This is a genomic window from Bacillus sp. FSL K6-3431, assembly GCF_038002605.1.
Classification (GTDB): Bacteria; Bacillota; Bacilli; order Bacillales; family Bacillaceae_C; genus Lederbergia.
Map to the genome: position 1 here is coordinate 3,807,645 of NZ_JBBOCT010000001.1, position 24,004 is coordinate 3,831,648.

19 protein-coding genes are annotated in these 24,004 nt (G+C 36.8%); 16 read left to right on the forward strand and 3 right to left on the reverse strand.

Annotation, left to right across the window (positions count from 1 at the left end):
• Positions 1–43 precede the first annotated feature (43 nt).
• The gene (locus MHB53_RS18460; RefSeq protein WP_340921138.1) at positions 44–1,414 is read left to right on the forward strand and encodes an MFS transporter; all 1,371 of its coding nucleotides are present in this window, start codon (positions 44–46) and stop codon (positions 1,412–1,414) included.
• Between the two features lie 670 nt (positions 1,415–2,084).
• Here MHB53_RS18460 and MHB53_RS18465 read toward each other — a convergent pair.
• Positions 2,085–2,744: an SIMPL domain-containing protein gene (locus MHB53_RS18465; RefSeq protein ID WP_340921141.1), complete on the reverse strand. Its 660-nt coding sequence runs from the start codon at positions 2,742–2,744 to the stop codon at positions 2,085–2,087.
• 463 nt (positions 2,745–3,207) lie between these two features.
• On the opposite strand from MHB53_RS18465, the gene MHB53_RS18470 reads away from it, so the two are divergent.
• From MHB53_RS18470 to MHB53_RS18530, 13 genes are all read left to right on the forward strand, one after another.
• Positions 3,208–4,269, forward strand: a complete 1,062-nt coding sequence (locus tag MHB53_RS18470; RefSeq protein WP_340921142.1) for a GntR family transcriptional regulator — start codon at positions 3,208–3,210, stop codon at positions 4,267–4,269.
• 167 nt (positions 4,270–4,436) lie between these two features.
• Complete coding sequence (locus MHB53_RS18475; RefSeq protein WP_340921144.1) at positions 4,437–5,768, forward strand: ABC transporter substrate-binding protein; 1,332 nt, start codon at positions 4,437–4,439, stop codon at positions 5,766–5,768.
• Positions 5,769–5,940: 172 nt separating this feature from the next.
• On the forward strand, positions 5,941–6,822 hold the full coding sequence (locus MHB53_RS18480) for a carbohydrate ABC transporter permease (RefSeq protein WP_340924827.1): 882 nt from the start codon (positions 5,941–5,943) through the stop codon (positions 6,820–6,822).
• Between the two features lie 18 nt (positions 6,823–6,840).
• Positions 6,841–7,677, forward strand: a complete 837-nt coding sequence (locus MHB53_RS18485) for a carbohydrate ABC transporter permease (RefSeq protein WP_340921148.1) — start codon at positions 6,841–6,843, stop codon at positions 7,675–7,677.
• 44 nt (positions 7,678–7,721) lie between these two features.
• Positions 7,722–10,151 carry a family 43 glycosylhydrolase gene (locus MHB53_RS18490; protein ID WP_340921151.1) on the forward strand — a complete coding sequence of 810 codons (2,430 nt, stop codon included), beginning with the start codon at positions 7,722–7,724 and terminating at the stop codon, positions 10,149–10,151.
• 105 nt (positions 10,152–10,256) lie between these two features.
• A complete protein-coding gene (locus MHB53_RS18495) occupies positions 10,257–12,020 on the forward strand; it encodes a glycoside hydrolase family 2 protein (protein ID WP_340921153.1) in 1,764 nt (587 codons plus the stop codon).
• A 183-nt stretch (positions 12,021–12,203) separates the two neighbouring features.
• Entirely contained in the window at positions 12,204–13,739 is a 1,536-nt protein-coding gene (locus MHB53_RS18500; RefSeq protein ID WP_340924829.1) for an arylsulfatase, read from the forward strand.
• 1,269 nt (positions 13,740–15,008) lie between these two features.
• Complete coding sequence (locus MHB53_RS18505; RefSeq protein ID WP_340921155.1) at positions 15,009–15,143, forward strand: hypothetical protein; 135 nt, start codon at positions 15,009–15,011, stop codon at positions 15,141–15,143.
• Between the two features lie 67 nt (positions 15,144–15,210).
• Positions 15,211–16,116, forward strand: a complete 906-nt coding sequence (locus MHB53_RS18510; protein WP_340921159.1) for a hypothetical protein — start codon at positions 15,211–15,213, stop codon at positions 16,114–16,116.
• A gap of 39 nt (positions 16,117–16,155) precedes the next feature.
• Positions 16,156–16,797: a DUF4129 domain-containing protein gene (locus MHB53_RS18515; RefSeq protein ID WP_340921161.1), complete on the forward strand. Its 642-nt coding sequence runs from the start codon at positions 16,156–16,158 to the stop codon at positions 16,795–16,797.
• A gap of 24 nt (positions 16,798–16,821) precedes the next feature.
• The gene (locus MHB53_RS18520; protein ID WP_340921164.1) at positions 16,822–17,949 is read left to right on the forward strand and encodes a DUF4350 domain-containing protein; all 1,128 of its coding nucleotides are present in this window, start codon (positions 16,822–16,824) and stop codon (positions 17,947–17,949) included.
• Positions 17,946–18,875 (forward strand): AAA family ATPase, encoded by a 930-nt coding sequence (locus MHB53_RS18525; RefSeq protein WP_340921166.1) that lies wholly within the window; start codon positions 17,946–17,948, stop codon positions 18,873–18,875. Before MHB53_RS18520 ends, MHB53_RS18525 begins: the two co-directional genes overlap by 4 nt.
• Positions 18,826–20,187: a DUF58 domain-containing protein gene (locus MHB53_RS18530; protein WP_340921169.1), complete on the forward strand. Its 1,362-nt coding sequence runs from the start codon at positions 18,826–18,828 to the stop codon at positions 20,185–20,187. Before MHB53_RS18525 ends, MHB53_RS18530 begins: the two co-directional genes overlap by 50 nt.
• On the opposite strand, the gene MHB53_RS18535 is transcribed toward MHB53_RS18530, so the two are convergent.
• Complete coding sequence (locus tag MHB53_RS18535; protein WP_340921171.1) at positions 20,180–21,145, reverse strand: stage II sporulation protein M; 966 nt, start codon at positions 21,143–21,145, stop codon at positions 20,180–20,182. The genes MHB53_RS18530 and MHB53_RS18535 overlap by 8 nt on opposite strands.
• 754 nt (positions 21,146–21,899) lie before the next feature.
• Between MHB53_RS18535 and MHB53_RS18540 the strand changes: the two genes are divergently transcribed.
• Together MHB53_RS18540 and MHB53_RS18545 are read left to right on the forward strand one after the other, a co-directional pair.
• The gene (locus MHB53_RS18540; protein ID WP_340921173.1) at positions 21,900–22,703 is read left to right on the forward strand and encodes an RDD family protein; all 804 of its coding nucleotides are present in this window, start codon (positions 21,900–21,902) and stop codon (positions 22,701–22,703) included.
• Positions 22,704–22,748: 45 nt separating this feature from the next.
• Entirely contained in the window at positions 22,749–23,045 is a 297-nt protein-coding gene (locus tag MHB53_RS18545) for a hypothetical protein (RefSeq protein ID WP_340921176.1), read from the forward strand.
• Positions 23,046–23,186: 141 nt separating this feature from the next.
• Here MHB53_RS18545 and MHB53_RS18550 read toward each other — a convergent pair whose 3' ends face one another.
• Entirely contained in the window at positions 23,187–23,672 is a 486-nt protein-coding gene (locus tag MHB53_RS18550; protein ID WP_340921178.1) for a DinB family protein, read from the reverse strand.
• Positions 23,673–24,004 lie beyond the last annotated feature (332 nt).

A 24,004-nucleotide genomic window follows, 5' to 3' on the forward strand; every position in this document is an offset into this window, starting at 1 on the left:
GGTGCCGTCGGAGTATGTATTTTATAATATCGGAGGTTACAATATGAAAACTAAAAAATTTGGTATTCGAGATCAAATTGGTTATATGTTAGGAGATGTTGGTGGAAGTTTCGTTAATTTATATATAAGTGCGTTTTTCCTTATATTTGCGACATATGTTTTAGGTGTCAGCCCCTATTTTATGGGAACGTTATTTTTAGTCGCTCGCATATTCGATGCTTTCACAGATGTGATGATGGGAACTATTCCAGATCGTTGGACAATTGGAAAAAGCGGAGATAAGTTTTTGCCTTATATCAATATTTCAAAATGGTTATTAGCTGCTTCGTTGCTATTATCTTTCGCTGATGTATCTAATTTTTCTTCAACCGTCATTCATATATGGGTCGTTGCTGTTTATCTTTTTTTTGGAATTGCCTATACAGCTGATTCGATTCCTTATGGTTCATTAGCTGCTGTTATTACAAATGACCCAATCGAACGGACTAAATTATCACGTGCTCGTGCCATTGGTGGAATGATTGTTGGGTTGGGTGCTTTATCATTTGTTCCTATGTTTATTTATGATAAGGCTGGAAACGTAATCCCAGAGGGCTTCTTTAATGTTGCGATCGTATTCAGTATTTTATCTCTTTTGTCATATACAGGATTAGTAAAATTAACAACAGAACGTATCCGTGAAGAAAAACCAGCTGGAGGATACGCTGACTATAAGTTTGTAGATGCATTAAAAGCAGTGTCCAAAAATAGACCATTAATTGGGATGATGGTTGCTTCGGTTGGCTCACTTATTATGATAAATGGTGTTACTCAATTAGCTGCAATTGTTTTTGCTGAATATTATCATATGCCATCAGCTTTTGCGATCAATTCTTTTATTAGTATATTTATTACAATGGTACTATTCTTCACTGTACCTAAACTTGTAGAAAAATTTAATAAAAGGAATTTGGTTATTGCTACCGCTGCTTTCAGTTTAATTGCAACGACTCTATTAACTTTAGTTACTTTCGAAAATGTATATGTATTTATGGTTTTATACAATATAGCTACGATTGGTTCGTCTGTTTTCGTCATGGTTGTTTGGGCGCTTGTCACAGATTGTTTAGACTATACAGAGCTTCAAACTGGAAAGCGCTACGATGGGACACTCTTTTCTATTTATTCATTCTCCAGAAAGGTAGGAATGGGTGTTGGTTCTGCAATTGGTAGTTATGCACTCGGCTGGGTTGGCTTTGTTTCAGGGGCTAAATCACAAGCCCCAGAAGTTGCCCAAGGTGTGTTGAAAATGTACACTGGGATTCCAATTATTACGTTTCTTTTAATACTAATCGGGCTCGCTTTGATTTTTAATTTAAATAAAAATAAAACAGACGAAATGTATCTAACACTTGAAGAAAGAAGAGCATCTTAAAAAGGATATCCTTTAGGGGGTTCCTTATAATCTGAAATTATAAATTTAAATAGAAAAGGAGGCTTACTTTTATCAGCATTTGTTGACGGACTTCTGCAACTGCCGGGTGGTTTTCTCAATGGGATTACATCACTTATTATTGATCGTTTATTTGATAAATACGTACCCAAACACCTTCTAATCACAGGATTCACGATTACAATAATAATGGCATTTTTATTCACAAGAATATCCACAACTACATCTTAAATAATGCTTGTAGTTATCCACAGCTGTACGCTAATTGGAGTCGCTATGATTATGAATCCTAAACCAATTACCGAGAAAACTCTATCCAGATGTCGCAGCTGCCATTGTACTCTTCAACAAATAGCTGGAGCAATCGGAGCCGCCAGTGCTATCAAGTATTATGTCGGTGGGTCAAGAACAATATCTGGCAACAGCTACCTATCTGTCAAAATTAGCAGATGTTCAAAATGCATTCTTATTTGCATTAATTGCAGCTATCATTAAAAGGATATAGATTTAATCCTGTGGGTAACCTCAGTAAATAAGAAAAAGAGCCAATTTCACTAGTGAAATTGGCTCTTTTTCTATAATAGCAGAGAAATTATCCACATTGTTTTTCTTGGATCATAATCATATAAAATTGTTTCAAGGAATTTCAGCGTTAATAAACAAATTCAGCTGTAATGCTGCTTATTATTTCTATTATGCCTGGCTGTATTGGAGTAGCTGCTTCGCTTTTTGCGAATGCGGTTGTATGAAAAGGAATCGGACCTTCTTGATCCTGGACATTTTCAACTACTGATATAGGTGCCTTCGTTAAAATAACTCTTATCGTATTGGCAATCGTCTCCGCTTTCTGACCGGCATTAATGATAGCCAGAGATAATGCCTGTTGATAATATTGATTGTAGTCTGATGTATCAAAACTAATCCCCAAAATAGTATTTGCTCCATTGCTAACAGCAGTATCCACAACCAAACCCGTATTTTCTATATGCTCCACGGTTATATGAAGCATATGCTCTACCTTATAATTCCGGAAAATTTGTTTTCCATCATTATAGTCGTATTGTGGAAAAATTGAATAATTAACAGTTTGGATCTGCTCATTAGTTATTCCAATCTGATTCAGCGCCTTTTTTATATTTGAAATTGTAATAGCGTTGCTTTCCTGAGCTTGGGATAATGATTGATCTTCAGTTGAGGCTCCAAGTGTAACGTCTGCCTTATTCGGCTGTATAGATACGATGCCTTCCCCGGTTACTCTAATTACATTCGGCTTACTATTCTCAGAAGACCGGTATGTTGATTGATATTGCAAAATGATCGCCCGCTTTCCATCGTTTATATGATATGTACGATGGAAAGCGAAATAAGATACAGTATTTTTAATTAATTATAAAAAAGTAGAGCAATCTGCGAGTGGCCAGTAATGGTGAGTAAGTGGCTTATAAAACTCGAAACATCGTTGATGAATACACAAAAAAAGGAATAGTTACAGTAATCTTGCATTAAACAGAGAAAATGGTAAGTGAATTGTAATTAAGTTTCAATTTCAGCAGCCAATGAGTATGAATGTGAGAGTAACTATAACTTATTCACAAAGTTCACTCATTTATCCACATTATTCACACTTCCACATGTATAAGTCTTCTTTCCTCTCAAATTACTAACAGGAACGGTTTTATTAACAATTTAAAATTTACAATAGAATATAAAACACGGATGTGTTAGTATACTTAGTATAAAATAGACATAGGTGATGACATATAAAAAACGTACCATTGTATCAACAGATAAAGGATTATATTAAAGAACAAATACTATCCGGTGACTTGCGCCTTGGAAACTTAGTTCCATCTGAAAAAGAATTAATGGAAAAGTTTCACGTTAGCCAAATTACGACCAAAAATGCTCTTAATGGACTTGCGGAGGAAGGGATAGTAAAAAGAATTAAGGGAAAGGGGACGTTTGTTGAAGAAAGCAGTTTACTTAAACATTCTGATCAACAGATAAATAATTCTAAAGGTATAATCGGCCTTATTTTGCCGAGTATGAAGACAAAGGTAGAGCAAGAATTTGTCAATTATATAGAAAAGTATGTTTCGGAAAATAAGTATAGTTTAATGATCAAGATCACAAGAGAATCGCAGTTTGAAGAGACGTACGCGATTGAAGCGTTTCGTGAATTAGGCGTTAAAGGAGTGATTATTTTTCCGACGGAGAAGGAGACATATAATGAATCTGTTCTTCGGCTTACGCTTGATAAATATCCTCTAGTTTTAATAGATCGATATTTAGAAAATATACGGACATATAGTGTATCTTCAGAAAATGAAACGAGCACTTTTGAGGCCATTTCGTACTTGATCCATAACGGTTATAAGCATATTGGGTTGGTATCCCCGTTAATTACTAATACGGTTACGATTGAAAGATCGAAAGGGTTTGAAGAAGCCTTTGCAAAAAGTGAAGTAATCATGGATAAAAATCTTTGGCTATTAATAAATTTTAATAAAATATCTAAAGATCAAACACCTCTATTAATAAAAGAATTCCTGTTGAAAAAATCAGAAATAACAGCAATCTTTGTTATGAATGCTGAATTAGCACGATATACATATATCGCTATAGAGTCTATCAAAAATGAACAATCGAGAAATATTAAATTAATCTCTTTTGACGATCCGGGAATTGATGGGATTACTTATATGCAACAGAATATTGAGGAATGTAGCAAAAAAACGGTTGAATTATTGCAAAAACAAATAAATGGGGAATATGATCCGAAACGAGTTTTCGTTCCTGTTCGATTAGAAAATAACGAGAATATAGATAGCATTTAGTTAGAGCCTTATAAGTCTTCTTTAATAAGACTTATAAGGTTTTTTATTGATTGGGAAACATAAATAGTATACTTATATCATTTTATACTATACCTAGTATATAAAAGTATTAGAATCTTTAATAGTATTAAAAATGTAAGGGATTACATTATAAGGGGGATTTAATATTGAAGAAGTTCAGATGGGGATACTTAATGTTTGTATTATGTACTTTTTTATTGATTGCAGGCTGTAACAATACTGAGAAAACAGAAGGAAAGACAAAAACTGGAGAAGATGTTATTGAACTATCCTTTATGGGGCATGGCAATCCTGATGAAAAGAAAATCTTTCAATCTGTTATTAAATCATTTGAAGAAAAATACAAGAATGTAAAAGTAAAATATACGAGTGTACCACCCGCTGAATATTCGCAAAAACTATCAACCTTGATTGCTTCAGGAAAGCAACCAGATGTATATTATGCTGCTGGTCCGGAATTTTCCAGATTTGCAAGTGCTGGTGAACTATTAAACCTACAGCAATATTTAGATTCTACAGATATTTTTAATCCGGATAATGTATGGGAACAGGCTTTGGACCGATATCGATTTAATGGTGAAGTGGTTGGTCAAGGTGATCTATATGGATTGCCAAAAGATATTGGACCATGGGCAATGGCGTATAACAAGGACTTGTTTGATGAAGCTGGAGTTGAATATCCTTCCCAAGAAGTTGGTAAATGGACGTGGAATGAATTTTTAGAAGCTGCGAAAAAATTGTCCAAGGATACGAATGACGATGGAAAAATTGATCAATATGGAATCGCTGGATTTCCGCTAGAGACGGCGGTTTGGGGCAATGGTGCTGATTATATAGATTATGAAACTGGTGAAATGAAAATTGATAGTCCTGAATTTATAGAGGCCATGCAATTTGTTGCAGATTTAAGTCTTAAACATAAAGTATCGCCTTCTCAAGAGGCAGAAAAAGCTCAGAATTCATATACACGATTTGTTTCTGGAGGAGTAGCGATGTTCCCAATGGGTCCATGGGATCAACCTGGGTTTTGGGAATTGCCTTTTGGATGGGATCTCGCTCCGTGGCCAGCTAGTCCAAATACAGGTGAAACGGCAACATGGCTTGGCTCTATGGGATTCGTTGTGTCAAAGAAAACGAAGCAACCCGATGAAGCATTTGCACTGGCTTCATACTTATCCTTAGATGAAGACGGGCAAAGACAGTTTATGGAACTTGGTCAACAGGTCCCTAATTTAAAGGATTTAACGGAAAATGAATTTTTGTCAATGGAACAAGCTCCTGAAAATCGCCAAGAATTTGTTAATATTATTCAAGATTATGGTAGGCCCAGTTTAGGATGGAAATCAGCAGATGTTAAATGGTTAGATACTTTTAAGCAAGACGCAGCAAAAGTTTGGAATGGTGACATGTCAGTGGAGGAATGGGTAAAGCAAGAAAAACCAAAGTTAGAAGAATTATATCAAAAAGGTAATATGTAAGTACCTCGATATGGAACGATGGATATAATCTAGTGGTTTATAGCAGCTACTAGATTATATTTGAAAGAAACCTTTTGCATCATTCTAAAAGGTAAGAATAGGAGGGGACTCATTGAAAGTAGAAGACAGAAAAAAGGGCGTAACCCTTAAAAGAAGGTCAACCTTTTCAAATATGCCTGGATACAAAAAGAAAGAAATATTATTGGCTTACTTTTTTGTAGCATCTCCAATTATTGGATTTCTATTATTTGGTTTAGTTCCGACTATATGGTCTGTTGGTCTTAGTTTTACCGAGTGGAATTTGATAGATTCACCAAAATTTATAGGGATAGACAATTATAAGGAATTAGTAAAGGACGAAAAGCTATACAAATCAATCTTTAATACCGTCTATTTGATGATAGGGATTCCGATAGGGATGATCATATCTTTAGTTTTAGCCGTTATGATGAATAGGAAAATCAAAGGAATAACAGTTTTTAGGGCAATTTATTATATACCAGTTATTTCACCAATTATTGCAGTAGCTTTAGTATGGCAATGGATTTTTAATTATGATTACGGTCTTTTAAATAATATGCTTTGGGAATGGTTTGGAATGGAAGGACCTAACTGGTTGGGAAATGCAGCTTGGGTTAAACCATCTCTAATAATTATTGGAGTTTGGGCAGGAGTTGGAGGTACGATGATACTTTATTTGGCTGGACTTCAATCCATTCCCGATTCCTATTATGAAGCCGCAGATGTGGATGGGGCTAATATATTCCAGAAGTTTTTTAGAATTACTTTGCCGCTATTAACGCCTATTCACTTTTTTGTGCTTGTTATGGGGGTTATTGGTTCTTTTCAATCATTTAGTCAAATTTATGTGCTTGCCAGTGATGGAGGCCCTGAATATAGTGCAGCAACAATTGTGTTTTACATCTTCGAAAATGGATTTAAGTATTATGACATGGGTTATGCAAGTGCAGCCGCATGGATTCTTGGTGTAATTGTATTTATTGTTACTTTAATCCAATTTAAGTTGTCTAAACGCTGGGTTTATGAAGGATAGGATAAGGAGGATTAAGGTATGAGACGAGAAAAGATACTAAACTTATGGGCATTTCTAATATTATTATCTGGGACAGCTATGATGCTTATACCATTTATTTGGTCTATTTCTACATCATTAAAAGATCAAAAGAATATCTTTCAGGTGCCACCTAAGTGGATACCCGATCCAGTAACTTTTCAGCATTATATAGATGTATGGAAGGAAATTCCTATGTTAAGTGGGTTTATTAATACGTTAATTGTTGTCGTTTTGGTTTTAGTAGTCGGTATTTTCACATCAACAATGGCAGCATATGCTTTTGCAAAAATTGATTTTCCATTTAAAGAAGCTATTTTTTTAGCTTTACTTGGGACGATGATGATTCCCTTTGCGGTAGTAATGATACCACAATTTATTATGTTCTCTAAATTGAACTGGGTTGATACTTTACTTCCATTAATTATTCCAGGCTTGTTTGGAAATATCGTAGTCGTCTTCTTTTTAAGACAATTTTTACAAACTGCTCTCCCTGATGAGTTATTAGATGCTGCGAAAATTGATGGCAGTGGTTTTTTTCGAACATTCTTTTCGATGGTTCTCCCTGTTGCTAAGCCGGCAATCGCAGCTCAGGCAGCTTTAGGGTTTATGGGTATATGGAATGACTTTTTAGGTCCGTTAATTTATTTGCATTCACCTGAGAAGCAAACAATCCAGGTTATCATTGCCTCTATGCAAGCTCAATATATGAGTTCATCCAATTATCCATTAATACTCGCGGCATCTGTTATTTCTATGATACCTTGCGTGATCGTCTTCTTGTTTGCTCAGAAACACTTTATTCAATCTTTAGCTATTAGCGGAATTAAGGGATAAATGTATGGTTTGATTCGAGCTGTAATAGTGTATAGGAGGTAAAGATGCTTTATAAACAGTTGTCGGCAATCACTGCAATCTGTTTGCTACTTATGATAGGAAGCGGTTGCGAGCATGCGACCGAAAAGGAGGTCAACATAAATATGGATAAGGAATCGTCATACGCTAATCCTTTTTCAGAGCTGTCTAATGAATGGCCAGATTATGGAAATGGTGATCCATACATTCTTCGACATAATGGCATGTATTTCTTATATGTGAGTACAAAGGATTCCAGAGTAGGAATAAAAGCGTGGAGTTCTCAAGATCTAGTCAATTGGACATATGCAGGGTTAGTAACGGAGGATGAACGAACAACTTCTGCTTATGCACCTGAAGTTGTTTATTGGAACGGCAGATTTTATATGTATACATCACCAGCTGGACAAGGTCACTATGTTTTAAGCAGTGAAAGTCCAACGGGTCCATTCGAAGTCGAAACAGAAAATCTGGGTATGTCTATCGATGGTTCGGTGTTTATCGATGATGACGGCTCATGGTATTTTACAAATGCAGGCGACAAAGGGATAGTTGGTCATAAAATGGCCGATCCATATACCTTCGATTATGGTGTTAATACGAATGTTTTCTTAGGACATTGGACGGAAGGTTCCATGATCATAAAGAAGAATGGACATTATTATATGACCTATACGGGAAATCATGTGTTTAGTAAGGGATACAGGATCAATTATGCTGTTTCAGACGAAAATCCTCTTGAAGGATATGAAGTGCCAGAGCATAATCCAATCATTATTAGTACGAGAGATGATTTTAATGGGCTTGGGCATAACTCTATTGTGTTAGGTCCGAATTTAGATTCATATTATGCTGTTTATCATAACTTAATCGGAAGATCCACAGAAGGTCCGCCAGTTCGAAAAATGAATATCGATCGATTTGTTTTTAATGGAAAGAAAATGGATGTGTTAGGCCCGACGAATTTTGATGTGCCTATTCCAGAACGCCCGGTTTATGAAAAAAGATGGAGCGAAGATGAGGAGCCTATTTTAGAGGATGAAAAGAGATGGCTAAGTGATGAAAAGACGGAAGCCTATTATACTGCAGAGTATAATTTAAAAATAAACGAATCAACCGAGAAATCGCAATTTGCAGTACTTTTATCATATGAAGATGAAAATAACTTTGGGTCCATCTCCATTAATCTAGAGGAGAAAAGGATTGATTTAAACCAAGTGAGAGATGGAGTAGAAAAGGTGCTTGGCTCAGGGAATTATCCTAATGAATTTGACTTTACAAAGCTTCATACACTTAGAGTCGAAAACAAAAAGACAAGGACTATTGTATTTTTGGACGGAATGAACAAAATAGAGGTCGAAAATACTGACTTTGGGCGAGGGGAAATTGGATATGAATTCGAAAATGTAGAACCAGCGCTTGCTTATACTGCCTTCTCAAATCATGTCGATAGTTCCAGCGATTTTGAAGTATATAAACCATTGCCTGGCACGATTGAAGCGGTCCATTACTTAGAAGGAGAGAATCGCGGATTTTATATAAAAAACCCTTTAGAAAAGGAAGGCTACCGAAGTAAGGTTCCTATTCGGTTGAAAGAAAATGGGGCTTACTCCGTATCTTTAATGGATAAAGGAGATTGGCTTAAATACAAGGTGAATGCAATGGAAACAGGTATGTATGAAGTCAGTGCAGTTATCAATCCTCACTCACTTAAAAAGGATATAGCTATAGGAATATCGATAGACGATCAGAAAGTGGATACTTTTAAGGTATCAAAAAAAGAAATAGATCTTGAAACGGAGTCACTAAAAGTGCGTCTTGGCAAAGTGAAAATGGAAAAAGGGCTTCATGTATTAAAACTTATGCTTGAACGTGGGGAAGTTGAGGTTGACCATCTGGAAGTGTATCGCGTTTCAGATGAGGAGATTGATATTCCAAATGGATTTAGTGAGGTAGAAGAGGACGATATCCATGGATCGTGGATGCAGAAAGAAGAAGGTGTTAACTCCAATTCTACAGAAGATATGAAAATGTATGTGGGGGATGAGAAATGGACTGACTTGGAAGTGCACTCAACATTTGAAATTAACAATGAATTTATGGACGATGCCGGATTATTAGTAAGGGTCACAAATGAATCCAATTTTGAACATCAAGTAAGAGATTCTTTGATAGGCTATTATCTTTCATTTAATACAAGGGAAATCGCATTGCAAAAACTAAACTACGATTCTACCCTTTTAAAAGCTGTATCGGTTTCGTTGGAGCAAGGGAAAGAGTATCAATTGCGTGTATTGGTCCAAGCGAATGAACTCAAGGTATTTTTAGATGATGATAAAGAACCGATCATTTCCTATAAGGATCCTGATGCATTGATGTATGGAAAAGTAGGAGTGAGATCCGTATATTCGGATGTTTTTTTCAAAAATATCGCTATTAAGTCTTTATCTCGATAATTATAGAGTGAACTCGTTTCAGCAAGCTGAAACATCGGGCGTCAGATGAGGGCTAAAACCCTAAAGAAAAACCAATATAAATAAGCTAAAGGAGAAATGATCTAAATGACAAATAAGACAATTCCAAGAAGTGAATATCCAAGACCACATTTTGTGAGAGAGGATTGGTTAAATCTTAATGGCGAATGGGATTTCGCTTTTGATAATGATAATACCGGGGAAAAAGAACGTTGGTTTGAATGTAAAAACTTCGAACAAAAAATCATTGTACCTTTTACATATGAAACGAAAGCGAGTGGAATTGGCAAAGAGGAAATGTGCCCAAATATTTGGTATCAAAGACTTGTTACTATACCTAATAATTTTAAAAACAAGAAAATTGTTTTGCATTTTCAGGCTGCAGATTACATTACGAAACTTTGGGTAAATGGAAAATTTATTGGGAAGCATCAAGGTGGGCAAGTTGCTTTTTCGTTCGATCTTACGGACTGTCTTGATGATAACGAACTAAACATAGTAGTCAAAATAGAAGACAATTTTAGTTGTTACCAACCCAGGGGGAAACAAAGATGGCTCGATGAAAACTTTGGTTGTTGGTACGTTCAGACCACTGGAATATGGCAGACTGTTTGGTTGGAATTTTTAAATGAGACAAATTTGGATACAGTTAAAATAACACCAGATATTGATACAGAGTCGGTCGAGTTTGCATTTAAATTTACGAATGATATGGATCCAAATACCAATCTTTTATTAAAAACGTCGATAACTTTTAATGGAAAGCCAGTTAAGGAATTCGATCTAGCGATTGACAGGCAGAATCATACGATAAAAGTGAATGTCGCTAGTGAGCATTTTCATTGGAAGATAATGCAATGGAGTCCGGAAGACCCACATTTATATGATGTAGATTTTACATTATATAGAGAAGGTGGAATAGTAGATCAGGTTCAATCATATTTTGGCATGAGGAAGATCTCGATTGAAAATGGTAATGTCTTATTGAATAATGTTCCACTGTATCAGCGATTGCTTTTAGATCAAGGATATTGGCAGGATAGCCACTTAACTCCACCATCAGAGGAAGCGATTATAGAAGATATTGATAAAACGCTTGAAATGGGCTTTAACGGTGTTCGGAAACATATGAAGGTGGAAGACCAACGTTTTCTTTATTGGGCAGACAAGAAGGGACTGCTAGTTTGGTCAGAAATGGCTGCTACATACGATTTTTCAGATGAAGCGGTGGAAAACTTTACTAAAGAGTGGCTGGATGTGGTGCAGCAGCATTATAATCACCCGTCCATTATAACTTGGACACCATTCAATGAGTCGTGGGGGATTAAGAATATATATACAGACGTAAAACAGCAGCAATTTACCGAGGCAATTTATCATCTTACTAAATCACTGGACAGCATGAGACCAGTTATTGTCAATGATGGATGGGAGCATACAGTTTCAGATATTATCACTTTGCATGACTATGTAGAATATGGCGATGAATTCTTGCAACGTTATAAGGATAAAGAAACAATCGTCACTAATAAGGTTGCTTTTAATAAACATAAACATGCGATGGCACAAGGGTATAAATATAATGGACAGCCAATTATTATAAGTGAGTATGGCGGTATTGCATTTAATACTGAAAAAGGCTGGGGTTACGGCAATCAGGTGAAAAATGAAGAAGAATTTTTAAAACGCTATGAATCTATCACTCAAGCAATAAAGGAAACGGACTATATTTGTGGTTTCTGTTATACGCAAACAACGGATGTTCAGCAAGAAGTGAATGGACTGCTGACTGAGGATAGAAAACCGAAAGTGGATGTTGACAAGATTAGGAGAATTAATCTCGGTAATTGATTTTTTGAATAAGGATTCGAACCAAGATCATACTCATATTGTTTTTGGAACATACAACCTGCCTGGTTAAAACGATGATAAAAATCAGGCGGTTTATTTTAATAGAAACCATGTTAATTAAAACGTAATCTATGGAGCTATTGAAGTAGTTAAATAAATAATGGTATATGGAGGTTGAAAGTGATGACTGAAACGCCAAATATATTATTAATATTGACCGATGACTTAGGTTTTTCTGATTTAGGTTGTTATGGAAGCGAAATCAAGACTCCGAATTTAGATCAAATAGCGATGGATGGGTTACGATTCACACAATATTATAATTCTGCTCGTTGCTGCCCAAGCCGAGCTTCACTTTTAAGCGGTTTGTATCCTCATCAGGCTGGTGTGGGAGATATGACACATGATCAGGAAACGCCGGGGTATCGGGGTCATTTAAAAGATCAATGTGTTACCCTTGCAGAAGTGTTGAGAGAGGGCGGATATCGTACATATTTATCCGGAAAATGGCATGTCGGAAAACACGGTCCGATTGAACGTGGATTCGATGAGTTTTATGGAATATTAGGTGGATTTACAAGCTTTTGGGATGAACAAGATTATGTGCGTTTACCTGAATGCCGAACAAAACGGAATTACAAAAAAGGCGAATTTTATGCAACAGATGCTATTACGGATTATGCCTTGGATTTCATTGAGGAATCACGTGTGGATGATCGGCCACATTTTCTTTATCTTTCATATAATGCACCACATTTCCCGCTACAGGCACCGGAAGAGGATATTGCAAAATATGAAAAGATATATGAAAAAGGCTGGGATATCATCAGGAAAGAACGATTTGAAAGAATGAAAGAGTTACAAATTGTAGATGAGGATATGATATTAACGCCTCCAGCTGAATATTGGGATCGGGATCGCAATATTCATGGAACCAATCCGGCGTGGGAGTCCATTGATATGGACCGACAAAAAGATTTAATACGCCGTATGGCAATCTATGCGGCTATGGTAGATCGAGTCGATCAAAACGTAGGAAGAATAATTGAAAATCTAAAGGAACACGGAGAGCTCGAAAATACTTTAATACTATTTTGTTCAGATAATGGTGCATGTGCAGAATGGGATCCATGGGGCTTTGACAACTGGGTGACAACTTCAAATGTTTTGCACAGAAATGAAGATTTGCAAAAAATGGGTGGTCCAGACTCCTATCACAGTTATGGATCCGGTTGGGCAAATGCAAGCAGTACCCCGCTAAGGATGTTTAAACACTACGGTCATGAAGGTGGAATCAGTACACCTTTGCTTATCCATTGGCCGAAGTTAATAAAGCGAAAAGGGGAAATTGATCATCGTCCTGGCCACTTTATAGACTTTATGGCGACTTTCGTTGATATTACTGGAATACCATATCCAAAGGAATTTAAAGGGAATGAAATTTTGCCAATGGAAGGGGAAAGTTTAATGCCTGCGTTCTTGGGGGAGGAGCCATTAACACGTACGCTGTATTTTGAACATGAACAACATTGTGCCCTTCGCCAAGGAAAGTGGAAACTCGTAAAAATTAAAGAAAGGGATTGGGAGCTTTATAACATCGATAAAGATCGAACGGAGATGAATGATTTAGCCAATGTTTATCCGGATTTAGTTGATGACATGAAAAAGACTTGGGAAGCTTGGGCTGAAAGAACGAATGTTTATCCACGTACAAAGTGAAAAGAATGATAAACACTAGATTTGAGCGAATAATTTAGTGGTTTTATTTGAGACGATTTTTTACGAAAAAGCGCCTGTATTATACGTGATCTTAAAATTCAATTGAAGACATAATTAAGTGCACTGTCCATCATTCGGTTAAAAGTTAGGTTGCTGGATGATGGACACTTAATCTTAAAGTAGCTGCGATTATCATGGTCTTTTTTTGAAGCAGAAAAATAATGATGAAATTAAAATTATTATGTCCTGATAGTTAAATGTAAACGTACTGCTTTTTTCAAGTGGATCTAGTGTTGATACTTCTAATTTAAATTTATCGCAGATTAACGAGCAGTAAAACCCTCGCTTCAAGGATTCAAATTTAAGCAATGAAGAGTAAGTGGGGGATAAACTGCCCGTAAAGGCCCAATTGGTTCAGGCCAACAGGATGTTGGTCACTCAGGCGTGGCCACAGGACGCGGCGGACCTTAGCCTGGGTTCCTTAACAATCAGCGGTGGATGATAGAAAACCCCCACTGATTGAAGTTTCACTTTATGAATAGTTCGACCATTTGAATATTGGGCAACCGGCTAATAGTGATATATTATCCCAAATCTAAGTGTGTTGTAAGAAAGAATAATAGCTTCGTCTATTCATCCTCTTCTACTTCGAATAGTATTGCGATTAGATTAGGACCTCCTGATGCCTTCAATCATAATCAGAACCATCTACAACTAGTCTCATATCTTCTATCTTCTTAATAATTTTACGCAAAATGAGGACTGCCGCGTTTTCCTTACTTTAACTTTCCATCCTATTTTAAATGATTCATAGTATATCATTCTCCGAACGGCGCATCACTTTTTGTGAGTGGCTCATAAATCTGCGAGTGGCCAGTAATCACAAGTGAGTGGCTCATAAATCTGCGAGTGGCCAGTAATCGCAAGTGAGTAGCTTATAAACTCTGCGAGTGGCCAGTAATCGCAAGTGAGTAGCTCATAAATCTGCGAGTGGCCAGTAATCACAAGTGAGTGGCTTATAAATTCTGCGAGTGGCCAGTAATCACAAGTGAGTAGCTCATAAACTCTGCGAGTGGCCAATAATAGTGTGTGAGTCGCTTATAAAATCCGTGATTAGCCAGTAATCACAAGTGGACGGACTCATTAACCCCACAAAGTCGTTGATTAATGCACATAATTAGGGAACTTCAGCAATATCCTTACTTTAAGTAGTGGAGATGTGAATAAAATTTTGTGAAAGTCTGTTTATCAACAGCTAGGAGGTTAAATGTGGATAGAATCGATGCTTATCCACAGTATTTGTTTATTTATCCACATTGTCCACAACGGCTTATGCACGAGCAATTTCTTTTAAAAGAAATACGCCTACAAAACTGTAATATTTATGCACTTTTTGTAAAATGAGACTATATACCAATTAGAATAGTGTTAAAATGGTCGAGATGAGTAATTTTTTAGGGGGTTTTGGAAAATGGACGCAAAATTTAATAGACCGAAGGGATTTGGGCAGATACTTGATCTGACGTTTACGATAAGTAAGAACAAGTTCCGAGATTTAATTATGATTCTACTTATTTTTATGGGACCTATTTATTTATTGCAAGCGTTGATTCAATTGCTGTTTGGCACTAGTTTTTTTAGAGAAGTTGGACCGGGTAATACTTGGTATGAACAGATTCTATCGGGATTTGATGTGGGAGAAGTGACAGAGGCGACGAACTTAGGTGCTGATATCGGAGTTGGCTTTGTTGGATTTATTAGTTTTTTCTTGTTTCCAATAGCTACGGCAGCGATTTTGCTCGTTGTTAATCACATGAGAAAAAATGAAGATTATACAGTTGGTTCAGTCATTAAAGAGGCTTTTGCACGATATTGGCCAATTATTGGTAGTACGATTTTATATAGTTTAATCGTATTTGGACTAATATTTATCCCGATTATTATTATCACATTAGTAGGGGTCTTTGGTGCTCTTGCGCTTCCTGCTCTAGGCATTGTATTGGCTATCGTTCTATTTCTAGCATTTGCTGTCGGAATCATATATCTATTAACTCGTTGGAGTTTTTATTATGGATCTGTCATATTAGGGGAAGGATCTCCTGGATTTTCAAGAAGTTGGAGACTTACTCAAAAACGTACGTGGACATTAATCGGTCTTTATATTGTTTTTTTATTAATTATTACTTCCATTAGTACAGCAATTGAATTTACCTTTAGTCTATTTTTAGGGAATAGTGTGTTGTATCAGATGATAGTAAACATTGCGACTATATTTACTACATTAATTTTGTCTGTCGGCTATGCTGTAATGTATTTTGATTTAAAAATTAGGCATGATGCAGAAGATTTGAAGGAAATGATTGAAGATTATAAGTGATTTAATGAAAAACCTATAACCTATCAAAGGTGATAATCTATGGTAAATGTAGACGAGGCAAGAGATGAACTGGAAAAGATACTAAATGGACAAGAATATACGATTTATCGTGACCAATCGAAAAGTATCGTTAAGATGTGGTGGGTAAAGGCGAAAGAGTGGCTAGCAGAACAATTGGAAAAATTGTTTCCTTCTTTTGAAAAAACAGCTACTGTTGCGGAACCACTTCTGATTATAATCATAGCAATTGTAATTATCATTTTAGCTGTAGTTCTATTTTTCATTGTTCGCAACATGAGACGAAAGCGCATATTCCGAGATAAAACACCTTTGCGGTCCATGAAGGAAATGGATTGGTCGTATCAGATGCATTTATCTGAGGCAAAAAAACAAGAGAGTTTAGAAAAGTATGCACCTGCGACACGACATTTATTTTTGGCATTGCTGCTTTATTTCCATGAGAAAGAATGGCTGGAAGCGAGGATTTGGAAAACAAATTGGGAGTACTTCGAAGAATTGAAGAAAGTGAATAAGCAGTCAGCTGATCCATTTTTTCATCTCGCGCATTTTTTCGAAGAGGTTACGTACGGGGAGCGAGAAGTACAGAAGGAAGAATATATTCAGTTTCACACGGATGTAATGAAATGGCTTGGAGAATCAGATAAATCAGCACAAGGATAGGAAGAAAGGAGGTACGAAGACACGTTGCAGAACCGAATATCGAATAAAAGAACGTGGATTTGGCTGTCACTTCTTCTTATTTTGTTCATGGTAGCTAGTTACTTTTTAGTAGAAAAACAGCCGGAAGAATTCCCAAGATATGTTTCTGATTCTCCTTCTCCTACAGGTGTGAAGGCATTTTATACATATTTAAAGAATAATAATGATGATGTCAAAAGATGGTCCAATTCACCAGAAAGATTACCAAATAGTGCAGAAAATCAAATGCTAATTATGGTTGAACCATTTTCCATTCCGGAAAGTAAAGAAATAGAAGCATACGAAGATTTTATGGAAGCGGGAAATACGATTCTGTTACTGCAGAATAATCCAAAAGGCATGTTCGATATAACGACGGAATTCGTGGAAACTGATTCTTACACTTTGCTTGATCAAGCAGGGAAAAAGTATCAAGTGGAAGAATCCACCACGGTGCGCCTTCAAACAAGTGATCAAGATGAAATCTTACTATCTGATGACGCCGGAACGATTGCGCTAAAGCGGGTATTTGGTGAAGGGCATTTAATTGTAGCTAATTCACCTGATTGGATCACGAATGGAAAAATATTAAACGAAGATCATTTACCACTCGTTTTGTCACTAATAAATGAAGGAAATGCAGACACCTTCTTATTCGATCAATACATACATGGTGGGAAAAATGCCACCAGCGCTTTGAAGGTATATCCGCGTTGGTTTATACTATTCATGCTTCAAGGAGCTCTATTAGCTATTCTTTGGCTTTGGTACCGTGGCAAGAGATTTGGACCGATTTTTATTCCAAGAGAAGAGACTGTTCGTTTTAGTGATGAAGGAATTAGGGCATTGGCTGCGTGGTATTTGCGAGGACATCGTTACCATGATTCATTAGTCATCCAAGCTGATTACGTGAAGCTTTTGCTACAAGAGCGTTGGAGAATTCCTTATCACCAAGAATGGCAGGATCTTACCGATCATTTTGAACGGAAGTTTCCGCAAATGAAAAGAACGGAGATTCATGCTTTTTTAAATGGCTTAACAAACATATTGGAAAGAGAAAAAGTTAGTAAGCAGGAATACTTATTATGGTCGAAAAAGATAGAGCGAATGAGGAAAGAGGTGGAAGAAGGATGAGAACGCAAATTTTATCCTTATTGGAAAAATATGAGGAGCGTATTTTAGGTCAAAGTACGAATCTCAGACTCTTATTGTCTGCTATTTTATCAGGGGGACATGTATTGTTAGAAGGTGTCCCAGGTACAGGAAAAACGCAAATGGTAAGAACGCTCGCCAGTTTGCTTGGCGGAAGTTTTCATCGTATCCAATTTACACCGGATTTACTACCAAGTGATATTACAGGAAGTATGATCTATAACATGAGAGAAAGCTCATTTGAAACGCTTAAAGGACCAGTATTTACGAATATCCTTTTAGCTGATGAAATTAACCGAACGCCGGCAAAAACGCAGGCAGCACTTTTAGAGGCAATGGAAGAAAAACAAGTAACCATTCAAGGTAAAACATATCCATTACCTGATGTGTTTTTTGTTGTTGCAACACAAAACCCAATTGAATTTGAAGGTACATATCCATTACCAGAAGCTCAACAAGATCGCTTCTTATTTAAGATATATATCGACTTCCCTTCATTTGAAGAAGAGAAGAATGTGCTAAAACAAGTGATTGAAAATAGCTTTGACGCAAGCCAAGTTTCTCCAGTTTTAGATATGGAGGCTTTTCTTGCCATCCAAAAAGAAATTGAACAAGTTACTATCGGTGAAGGTGTTTTAGATTACATCATGAAAATCGTTAGAAAAACACGTGAGACAGAATCGATTCGTTTTGGAGCGAGTACAAGGGCAGGGATTTCGATCGGGAAAGCTGCTCAAGCTTGGGCTTATTTAGCAGGTCGTGACTATGTGACACCAGATGATATCAAAATGGTAGCCAGACCGTCATTAAGGCATCGGATTCAATTATCCCCACATGTAGAATTGGAGGGAGCGGCCGTTGACCAAATCATCGAAGAACTTGTGGGGTCGATTCCTGTTCCAAGGTAGAGGGGTATTGCCGACAAAACGTTTACTGATTGCTTATTTAATCATATCTTTAGCATTCATTTTGTTCGGAGACATATTTCATATTTCTTGGGGATTCATTATTGCAATGAATATTATTGTTATTTTAGCCAGTTTGCTAGATGTTTTGTATTCTCCAAAGAAAAGTCAATTATCCTTTCAACGGACGATCACGAAGGAAATGGAAAGAAATCTTGCGTACATAGTGCAGATTCATGTGAAAAATACTTCTCCACATGGCGTGAATTTTTTCTTAGTGGATGGAATTCCCCAGTCATTTAAGCATCCCTTTCCTTTACGAGGAGTGGTGCAAAAGGACTCTACAACAGTATTGACATACGAAACTAGTGCATCTGTAAGAGGGAAATATGATATCACGACAGTGAATTTTCGGTATGCCAGTCTTTTCGGGTTATGGGAAAAGCAAATGACGATTGAACTGGTGGATACTATTAAGGTAATTCCAGATTTAACTGAGACGAAGCAGTATTTAGAGAATGCCCAGAAGTTTTTATTATATGAGGGTTCGAAAATCCGTAAGCAACAACGTGGGGTAGGAGATTTTGCACAGATTCGTAATTATGTCGTTGGTGATGATCCACGGATGATCAACTGGCGGCAAACGGCGAAGCTTCAAGAAGTGATGACGAATGAATATGAACCGGAACATGGAAAGTATATTACGATATTAATTGATTGCGGGAGAATGATGGGGGCGGAACTGACGAAAGGTAATCGCCTCGAGAAAGTGTTAGAAGCAGCTCTAACTGTGACAGCTGCAGCTTTGCAAAAAGGAGATTATGTTTCCGTCCTTGCTTTTTCAAAGGAAGTAAAGGTATTTGTACCACCAGCAAAAGGGATGGCTCATTTGCAAACGGTTCTTCATTCAATCTACGATCTCGAAGTAGATTCCGCGGAATCGAATTATGCAGCCGTCCTCTCATACTTAGAAACAATGCAAAAGAAACGCAGTTTGCTTTTATTATTCAGCGATGTACGTACATTCCTTCATGAGGAAAGTGCCCTAACATACTTAATGAGGCTCAGACAACGACATTTATTTTTCATGGTTGGCATTGAAGATATAACACTTTTGAAGCGAGCAAATGAAGAACCCACTGATGTCCAAAACGCGATGGTAAAAAGTATCGCCCAGCAGCAAATACTGACTAAGAAAAAAGGCAAAATGAAGTGGGAAAGACAAGGCCTCCAAATGATCGAGGCCAGTGAAGAAAAACTAGCTGTAGCAGCAGTTTCCCATTATATCGATGTCATGAATCGAAATCTTATATAGGTTGTTTTTTCATTAGTAACATCTTGCCGATTAAAATATAAAGAATTAAGCCAATCACAGTTATGAATGCAACCGCGTATTTTGCTTCTAAGGAAATGGCTGCTGGAGTGATGAACCCTTCGATTAAACCAGCAATTACAAATAAAGGAATGGTCCCAAGGATTAATTGGATGGAGCGCTTTGCTTGTGTTTTTAATTGGAAACCTCTTGAAAATTGTCCTGGGACAAAGAGTTTATAGCCCATTAATAGACCAGCACCGCCTGCGATAAAAATGGCTGTAAGCTCAATCATTCCATGAGGAAGAATATACGCCCAAAACTCATACGTTTTCTCGTGATGCCAAAACAACGCAGCGAGTGCTCCAATAATAATGCCATTATAAATAAGTACATAAACTGTTAATAATCCGAATGTCACTCCTCCAGCAAAAGCCAATATCGCTACCTGGATATTATTTGTCATAATACTAGCTGACATAACCGAGGAATCGACTTGGCCATCACTACTACCAAGCGATCCAGGATCGACACCTTGAGCGATATCTGCAGGTAGTATCGCATACATATTTTGCGGATCATTGATAACCGAGAAAAAGCTACCTAACGCACCAAGTACAAAAAGAAGCATCGCTACAATGACAAACTTCCATTGCTCAGATAATAATCGAATAAATGTCGTGCTTAAAAAATGCCCAACTTGCTTCATACTCGATATTTGGTCCTTATATAATAGATTATGTGATTTCGCAACTAGTCCATTTAAATAGGGCGTTATTTCTTCATTTGGAAAATAAGTTTGCGCATACGAAAGATTTTGTGCCGCTTTTTGATAGAGTCGATAAAATTGATCAATCTTTGCACCAGTAATGGTAGACCTTTTCTTATGTAAAGCCGTCACCATTTGTTCGAGCTGTTTCCATTCTTCCCGATGTTGCTGTACAAATTGCTTTGTATTCATTTTGACACCTTCTTATATTTTGATAGATTATTTTGCTGAGTGGCTTATAAATAACCTGAGCGGCCAGTAAATCTCGTGAGTGGCTTATAAATTAGCCGAGTGGCCAGTAAATCTCCGCGAGCGGCTTATAAATTAGTTGAGCGGCCAGTAAATTCTCACGAGTGGCTTATAAAATGTCTGAGTGGCCAGCAAACCTCGCGAGTGGCTTATAAATTAGCCGAGTGGCCAGCAAACTCATGAGTGGCTCATAAAATGTCTGAGTGGCCAGTAAATCTCGTGAGTGGCTTATAAAATAGCCGAGTGGCCAGTAAACTCCGCGAGTGGCTTATAAAATAGCTGAGTGGCCAGTAAATCTCCGCGAGCGGCTTATAAATTAGTTGAGCGGCCAATAAATTCTCGCGAGTGGCTTATAAATTGGTTGAGTGGCCAGTAAATCTCGTGAGTGGCTTATAAAATAGTTGAGTGGCCAGTAAATCTCGTGAGTGGCTTATAAATTAGCCGAGTGGCCAGCAAACTCATGAGTGGCTTATAAAATGTCTGAGTGGCCAGTAAATCTCGTGAGTGGCTTATAAAATAGTTGAGTGGCCAGTAAATCTCGTGAGTGGCTTATAAATAATCTCACTCTAGATGGATCAAATCTCGATTAAAACTCTAATTAACCGTGCCAAAATGTATGTATATTCTTTATTATAGTTAGTTTGCTGATGAATAGAAACAACTATTGGAAAAACAACCTAGAAATGGGGGAATAGTGATGAATCAAGAGAGGGTAGGAATTAAAACTCCGGAATTCGTATCCCTGCAATTTCAGCTCGCAGGTCTTGGGAGTAGAACTGCTGCTTTTATTATCGACCAACTTATTTTGACGGTCACAAATATATTAGTTTTGTGTCTTCTATTTGTGTTTTTAATTGGAAGTCCGGATTTATTTTCTTTTATGGAAGTGGATTCGGTCATTTTAAGTGTTGTAATCGTTTGTCTATTTATTATTAATTGGGGATATTTTGTTGTGTTAGAATACTTTTCAGGAGGTAGAACGATTGGTAAGCGTATGGTTGGGATTCGAGCGATTCAGGAAAATGGACATAGTTTAACGCTTTTATCCAGTTTCATCCGCAATCTTCTACGTATTGTCGATTCCTTACCAACGGGTTACTTTCTTGGTATTGTAATGATTTTTTTCCATTCGAAACATAAAAGGATTGGAGACCTTGTCGCTGGTACAATTGTCGTTCATGAGAGAAAAGCGAAACGAACCAAGAAACTTTCTCCGCTTGAAAAAGAAATGGAGAAAAAGGGTCTTACGAAAAATGATCTTATAATAGAAGATTGGGCGTTAAAATCTGTGAGCCAGAAAGATTGGGACCTAATCAAAACGTATAGCAATCGGCTGATTCAGTTACCTCTAAATGAACGATATCAGCTTACTCAACAAATGGCCGACATATTATTCAAAAAACTGGGATTGGATATGACAGGAAAAGCGAATCTTGATTTAGAAAATACCCTTCTCGTTCTTTATTTGATACTAAGAGAAGAATGGGAGTATGAATTGTAAATTAGAAGCTGTTTTCAGTCTAATATCAGTATATGGAGGTGCAAGATGGTAGATATAAAAATTGAGGTATTTGAAGATGATAGCTTTACAAACTATTCATTCGAGGTAGAAATGAAAAAAAGGCTGGAGAAAGTCAATTATCGTGTAACGGCGATGAATGCTAAAAAAGTACAACAAAAATACATTTTTAAAAAGTTGAAGTTGATCGAAATAATATTAACACTTGAAGATACCGGAACAGAAGTCCGTGACCTTGATGATCTTGACCATTTTCACGAGGTATCAGACTGTGTGATAGAAGGTTTAGAAAATCTGTCACTTGATTTCTATGGTATTGAATAACCGTATTTTGGCCTGGCACTCCGCCAAGTTTGTTGAACTTCAGGGAGTGACTAGGCCTTTTCTTTTTGTTCATTTAAAAACTGGCATCCAAACATGATCTAACCCGTGTTGGCAATGCCAGTAGATTTATATTTAAGTAATTTATCCTAATTTCTCTTTTATTTCTTCGATTTGGGCTAGATGTCTTTTTTCATGAAGCCCGATAAATGGTATCCATTGTTTTAGGCTTAATTCGCCAAACATTGGATGCGGGTAAAATCTTTGCTCTAATAAAGTCTCATCTGCCGAATTTTCTACATCTATCAATGCTTCTCTTGACTCAAAAAGCTTATTTTTCATTTCTGCTAACGTAATAAAATCATCGGAAGGTACGACAATGGAAGGTGCGTCTACTTTGGTTGAACGATTAGTAGTGAATTGAATGGGTTTTTCGGCGACAGTTTTATTATCTCCATTTGCTAATTGATTAGAAATGGCATGAACGACTGTACGCTCCATTAAATAAAGATGATCTAATACCTGCATAATAGTCCAACGGCCTTCTTCCAGCTGTTCATTTAATTGTTCATCTGATAAGCCACTTACACTAAGTAAAATATCTTCCCTTATTTTCTTATTTTCTTCCATTAATTATTCCCTCCATTGGATTCATCATATTTTACAGTAAAACCATCTCTAGATAAAATGATTGGCCTGTCTCAGAGCTGAAAAGTGAAAAAAACTATATTGAAAAGGTAAATGAAGTAGCATTACCCTTATATGCAATTTTTACTTATAAAAACTCAAGTCGCAGTACCATCCATGCAAAAGTTACTTACACCATCATTATTCTCCTAGACTACGATAATTGCAAAAAAAGAAGAGGTGAATGGATAAAGCCGTATGTTAGCGACTATTCATTCAACCTCTTCTTGGCAATCTCATTTGTCATATTTATCTTTAGTTAGGAAGTATCTCAC